The sequence below is a fragment of the Methylobacterium trifolii genome, from assembly GCF_022179685.1.
Taxonomy (GTDB): Bacteria; Pseudomonadota; Alphaproteobacteria; order Rhizobiales; family Beijerinckiaceae; genus Methylobacterium; species Methylobacterium trifolii.
This window is the reverse complement of record NZ_BPRB01000152.1, coordinates 1-5,031: the sequence shown is the minus strand read 5'-3', so window position 1 is coordinate 5,031 and position 5,031 is coordinate 1. Positions and strand designations below refer to the sequence as shown.

Sequence of the window (5,031 nt, the reverse complement as noted above, 5' to 3'; positions counted from 1 at the left end):
CCCCCGGCGTTCCGGGCCGTCCGGTCCAGCCACCCGGCACGGCACCCGGCCCGGATGCGCCCGCCCGTCCCCCCGCCGCCGGACAGTCTCCGGGACAGGGTGGACCCGGTGCGACGCCGCCGAACGCGCGGCCCGGCGTTCCGGGCCGCCCGGTCCAGCCCCCCGGTGCGACGCCGGGTGCGGACACGCCTGCCGGAGGCCCGCCTCCGGGCCAGGGAGGCGCCGGCACGACACCGCCCAACGCGCGCCCCGGCGTACCCGGCCGGCCCGTGCAATCTCCCGGCACGCCGCAGCCTGATGCCTCGGTCCCGGCGCCGAACGGCGCTCCCGGACGCCAGGGCGGACCGAACGGAGGGGTGGGCACTCCGGGTGTCGGCGCTCCGGGTCTTGGTGCTCCGGGTCTTGGTACTCCCGGCCAGCCGGTGGACGGCGGCAAATCACCGACCCCACCCGGCGCCGTGGCGCCCGACGGCGTTCCGGGGAATCCCGGTGGCCGGTTCCAGCCTCCGGGCGCGGCCCAGCCGGGTCTGCCGCCCGGCGCGCAACCGGGGCTCCAGCCGGGCGTCCAACCCGGCCTGCCCGCAGGTCGGGTTGACGACCGCGAGCGCCGCGGCGGCTTCAACGTGCCCGGCCGCCCCGGCTACATCCCCGGCGGTTTTCGCGAGGACGACGAGGACGTGCGCGACTACGGCCGCATCCAGCGCGACCGGCGCGAGTTCAACGAGGACGGGCGGACCTACATCCGCGAGCCCGGCCGCATCATCGTGCGCGACCGCGACAACTATTACATCCGCCACGACGAGAACGAGCGGTTCCGCGATCTCGACCGCCGGGCCTACCGCAGCGAGCGGCGGGGCTCCGACACCTACACCTATCTCGACCGTCCGGACGGCGAACAGATCGTGACGATCGTCGACGACGACGGCCGCCTGCTGCGCCGTTCCCGCCGTTTCCGTGACGGCCGTGAGGTCGTGCTGATCGACAACAGCTATGCCGGCCTCCGCCGCCCGATCTACGACGACGTGGTCGACCTGCCCCCGCCCGACATCCGCATCCCGCGGGAGCGCTACGTGGTGGAGTACGACCGCGCCGACGAGCGCAGCGTCTACGAGGCGCTGGCGGCCCCGCCCGTGGTCCCGGTGGACCGCCGCTACACCCTGGATCAGGTCCGCTACAGCCCGCAATTGCGGGCGCGGATGCGCAGCGTGGACATCGACACGATCAACTTCGATTCGGGCTCGTTCACGGTGACACTGGACCAGGGCCGGCGCCTCTCGACCATCGCCGCCGCGATCAACCAGGCGGTGCGGGCCAACCCGCAGGAGGTCTTCCTGATCGAGGGCTACACCGACGCGGTGGGTGCCGACGTGGACAACCTGTCGCTGTCCGATCGCCGGGCCCAATCGGTCGCCACGGTGCTGACGCAGCAGTTCCAGGTGCCGCCCGAGAACCTGACGACCCAAGGCTACGGCGAGCAATACCTCAAGGTGAACACGCAGACGGCCTCCCGCGAGAACCGCCGCGTGACCGTGCGCCGGATCACGCCGCTGATCCAGCAGGGCCAGGCCGAGGCGACCCCGCCGCCCCGCTGAGCCTGGACCGGCCCGCATCCGCACGGGGTGCGGGCCATCCGGCACGCCGGCCTCGGCATGACGATCCCAGCCGTCCTGCCGCCTCTCCGGGCCCCGGCCGGTTGACGATGCCGGCCTGCACGTCCCAACACGGCGCGACGGCGGCAGGGATCGGATAGGACGCATGGAGGACGGCGAGGATCGGCTGATCATGCCCGGCACGCCGGTGTTCCGCCGGACCGCGGTGGCGCTGGCCGCCGCGGGCTTCTCCACCTTTGCGGTGCTCTACAGCGTGCAGCCCCTGCTGCCGATCTACGCCGACGAGTTCAATGTTTCGCCGGCCGAGAGCAGCCTCGCCCTGTCGCTGCCCTGCGCCGTGCTCGCGGTGGCGCTCCTCGTGGTCAGCCCGCTCTCCGAGGTCTGGGGGCGCAAGCCGGTGATGCTGGCCTCGCTGCTCGCCTCCGCGATCCTGACGCTGGTCGCCGCACTGGTACCGAGTTGGCACGGCTTCCTGGTCCTGCGCGCCCTGACGGGCCTCGCCGCCAGCGGCCTGCCTGCGGTCGCGATGGCCTATCTCGGCGAGGAGATGCACGGGCGGGCCATCGGCCTGTCCATGGGCCTCCTGGTCGGCGGCAACGCGCTCGGCGGCATGAGCGGGCGGCTGATCGCCGGCGTGATCGCCGACCATGCCTCCTGGCGGCTCGGGATCGGCACCATCGGCGTCCTGGCGTTGCTCGCCGCCTTCGCCTTCTGGTGGGCGCTCCCGCCCGCCCGCAGCTTTCGCCCTACGCGGATGGCTTGGCGCGAAGTGCCCGGCAGTTTCGGACGGCACTTCCACGATGCCGGCCTGCCCTGGCTGTTCGCGGAGGCCTTCCTGCTGATGGGCGGCTTCGTGACCCTCTACAACTACATCGGCTTCCGCCTGCTCGATCCGCCCTTCTCCCTGAGCCAGACGGCCATCGGCGCGATCTTCGTCGTCTACCTGTTCGGCACCCTGAGTTCGGCCGTGACCGGCGAGGTAGCCAGCCGCCTCGGACGCCGCCGTGTGCTGTGGCTCGCCATCGGCTTCGGGCTGGCCGGCATCCTGATGACCCTGTCGCAGAACCTCTGGCTGGTGGTCGCCGGCATCGTCGTGGTGACGATCGGCTTCTTCGGTGCCCACTCCGTCGCGAGTTCCTGGGTCGGGCGCCGGGCCTCGCGCGACCGGGCGCAGGCCTCCGCGGTCTACCTCTGCCTGTACTACCTCGGCTCCTCCGTCCTCGGGACGGCCGGCGGCTGGTTCTTCGCCCATGCGGGCTGGGGCGGCGTGGTGGTCTTCGTGTTCGGCCTCTACGGCCTGGCGCTGGCGATCGCCCTCCGGCTCTCGCGCCTCGCCCCCTTAGGGCCGCCGGCCCTCTGATCGGCCCTGCGAACCCGGAAAGCCGGCAGGCGGCGGGGTTCAGGCGTCGCCCGTGAGGATCGGATAGCAGCGCGCGCCGACGGACGCCGCGAGCACCTGGACCGCGCCGACCGTCGAGGGGCCGCCGGCGACGTGGACCACGTCGGTGGCGTTCAGGGGCGGCAGGTGGGCGGTGAGCGGCCCCGGCCGCACGTCCGGCGGACGCTGGCGTCCGCGGTCGGCCACGAGGACGATCCGGCCGACGCCGGTGCGTCGCAGCCAGTCGAGGCTGTCGCGCATGTAGAGGTCGAGGGCATCGCGGGCGCCGACCATCACGGTCATCTCCCGGGCCGGCTCGATGTAGCGGGCCGCGCGGGCGATGGACCAGACCGGGCCGAAGCCGGTCCCGGCCGCCACAAGCACGAGGCGGCCGCCGCCCGGCCGGTACTGGCCTCGTCCGACAGGCCCCCTGACCTTCACCGCCGCGTCCGGTGACAGGCCGTCCGTGAGGCAGCGCCCTTCGGAATCGCGGGGGAGGTGGAAGACGAGTTCGTTCAATTCCGCCGAACCGTCGACCCGCAGCGTCGGGCTCAAGGTAAGGGATTCGAGACCCTCGAAGCCGACCTCGACCTGGTGTCCGGGCTCCAGGATCAGCCGACGGGTGAGCGTGACCACGATCTCGACCACGTTGGCGGAGAGCGGCGTCACCTGGGTGAGCGTGCCCTTGCGCGTGGAGACCGGCAGCGGCGGCGTCTCGGCGGGCCCCGCGATCGGAACGCCGGCCTGGGAGAGCTTGAGGGCGTCCGGGCGGAGCCGGCGCGCCTTCCCGCGGCGCGCCGCGGCGCCCATGGCCTGGCCCAGCAGCAGCGTGCCGTGCAAGCCCTGGGTCGGGGCGATCATCCCTTCGGCAAGGGCGGCCTCCAGGGGCGTATCGCCGGTGGAGACCCGCACGGCCTTGCCGTTGACGACGAGTGAGCAGCGCGCGCTCATGGCCGCCCTTCGGTTGCGGTGAGGATGCAGGCCGGTCAGCGCGCCGGCCGGAGCAGGTTGTCGACGAGGAGCGCCCAGCGCTGGCGCACGGCCCGGCCCTCCTCGGAAAGGTCGTCCTCCTGCGCCGGCTCGATCCGGGCGCGCAGGGCGGCCAGTTCGCGGCGTTCGGCCTGGAGGATCGCCTTCGTCAGGGTCAGTTCAGTCTCGAGACGCGCGACGTCGTCGGACGCTTCGTCCGCGTCGGCCTCGTCCCAATCCTCGTCCACGCTCGCATCGAGCGGGAGGGAGGGCGCCGCCGGGATCGGCTGCCGCTGCTCCAGGCGGATAGGCCGCGCCAGCAGCCGGCGCACGACGTCGGAGCCGCCCGCCTGTTGAAACCGCCTCGCTGCCTCGGCCATTCGAGTCTCCAAACGATTCGACCGGACACGCTTCGAAGGCGGCGCGCCGTCGTCCACCGCACCTTGCGCGATCATGGTTAAGGCCGGCTTAAAGGGATCGGCGAAGCCCGCGTACTTGACCGGCCGGCTTCATGCCAAGGTCAAGAAAAATATTTTTGCGCCGTAGTGTCCAATGCGTTGCGCCCGTATTGACCCTGTACGAAACCGGACGCATCCTGTGCGAAGCAGGCTTGTTCGCTCCCACGGGATGCGAACGTAGATCCGATGTATCGATCTTGTCCGGCGCGTTCCCTTGACATCCACGAGACTTGGCTCGACGCGGAATATCGCGCGTCCGGGAGCGGCGAATGCTGTTTAATCAACGTGTGCTGATCGTCGAGGACGAGACGCTGATCGCGATGGAGCTGGCCGACATCGTCGAGGGGGCCGGCGCACGTGTGATCGGCCCGGTGCGCAGCAACCGGGATGCGATCCGCCTGATCGGTCGTGAAATCCCCGATCTCGCGGTGCTGGACATCAACCTCGCGGACGGCGACGCGAGTCCGATCTTCGAGGCGCTGACGGCGGCGCAGGTGCCGGTGCTGATCTGCACGGCAGGAATCCTGCCGCCGCGGATGCGGCGGTCCGGGTCGCAGCCCCTGGTCCAGCGCAAGCCGGTCGATGCAGGCCGCCTGGTCGCGGCGCTCGCCGGCCT

At 71.9% G+C, this 5,031-nt stretch carries 5 protein-coding genes; 3 read left to right on the top strand and 2 right to left on the bottom strand.

Annotated features, from left to right (window positions below):
* Positions 1–1,592, top strand: a 1,592-nt coding sequence (locus COGEMETH_RS14125) for an OmpA family protein (RefSeq protein ID WP_238183274.1), incomplete at its 5' end; no start/stop codon positions are given.
* 163 nt (positions 1,593–1,755) lie between these two features.
* Positions 1,756–2,970, top strand: coding sequence for an MFS transporter (locus COGEMETH_RS14120; protein ID WP_238183273.1), 1,215 nt, complete (start codon positions 1,756–1,758; stop codon positions 2,968–2,970).
* Positions 2,971–3,009: 39 nt separating this feature from the next.
* On the opposite strand, the gene COGEMETH_RS14115 is transcribed toward COGEMETH_RS14120, so the two are convergent.
* Together COGEMETH_RS14115 and COGEMETH_RS14110 are read right to left on the bottom strand one after the other, a co-directional pair.
* Positions 3,010–3,939 (bottom strand): ferredoxin reductase domain-containing protein, encoded by a 930-nt coding sequence (locus tag COGEMETH_RS14115; RefSeq protein ID WP_238183272.1) that lies wholly within the window; start codon positions 3,937–3,939, stop codon positions 3,010–3,012.
* Between the two features lie 35 nt (positions 3,940–3,974).
* Positions 3,975–4,337, bottom strand: a complete 363-nt coding sequence (locus COGEMETH_RS14110) for a hypothetical protein (protein WP_238183271.1) — start codon at positions 4,335–4,337, stop codon at positions 3,975–3,977.
* Between the two features lie 347 nt (positions 4,338–4,684).
* Here COGEMETH_RS14110 and COGEMETH_RS14105 point away from each other — a divergent pair.
* Positions 4,685–5,031 (top strand): response regulator (locus COGEMETH_RS14105; RefSeq protein WP_238183270.1); only part of this gene is annotated, 347 nt, incomplete at its 3' end.

Excerpts from the sequence above, each read along its gene's own strand:
- COGEMETH_RS14120 (WP_238183273.1), top strand. The coding sequence starts at position 1,756 with ATGGAGGACGGCGAGGATCGGCTGATCATGCCCGGCACGCCGGTGTTC.
- COGEMETH_RS14115 (WP_238183272.1), bottom strand. The coding sequence starts at position 3,939 with ATGAGCGCGCGCTGCTCACTCGTCGTCAACGGCAAGGCCGTGCGGGTC.
- COGEMETH_RS14110 (WP_238183271.1), bottom strand. The coding sequence starts at position 4,337 with ATGGCCGAGGCAGCGAGGCGGTTTCAACAGGCGGGCGGCTCCGACGTC.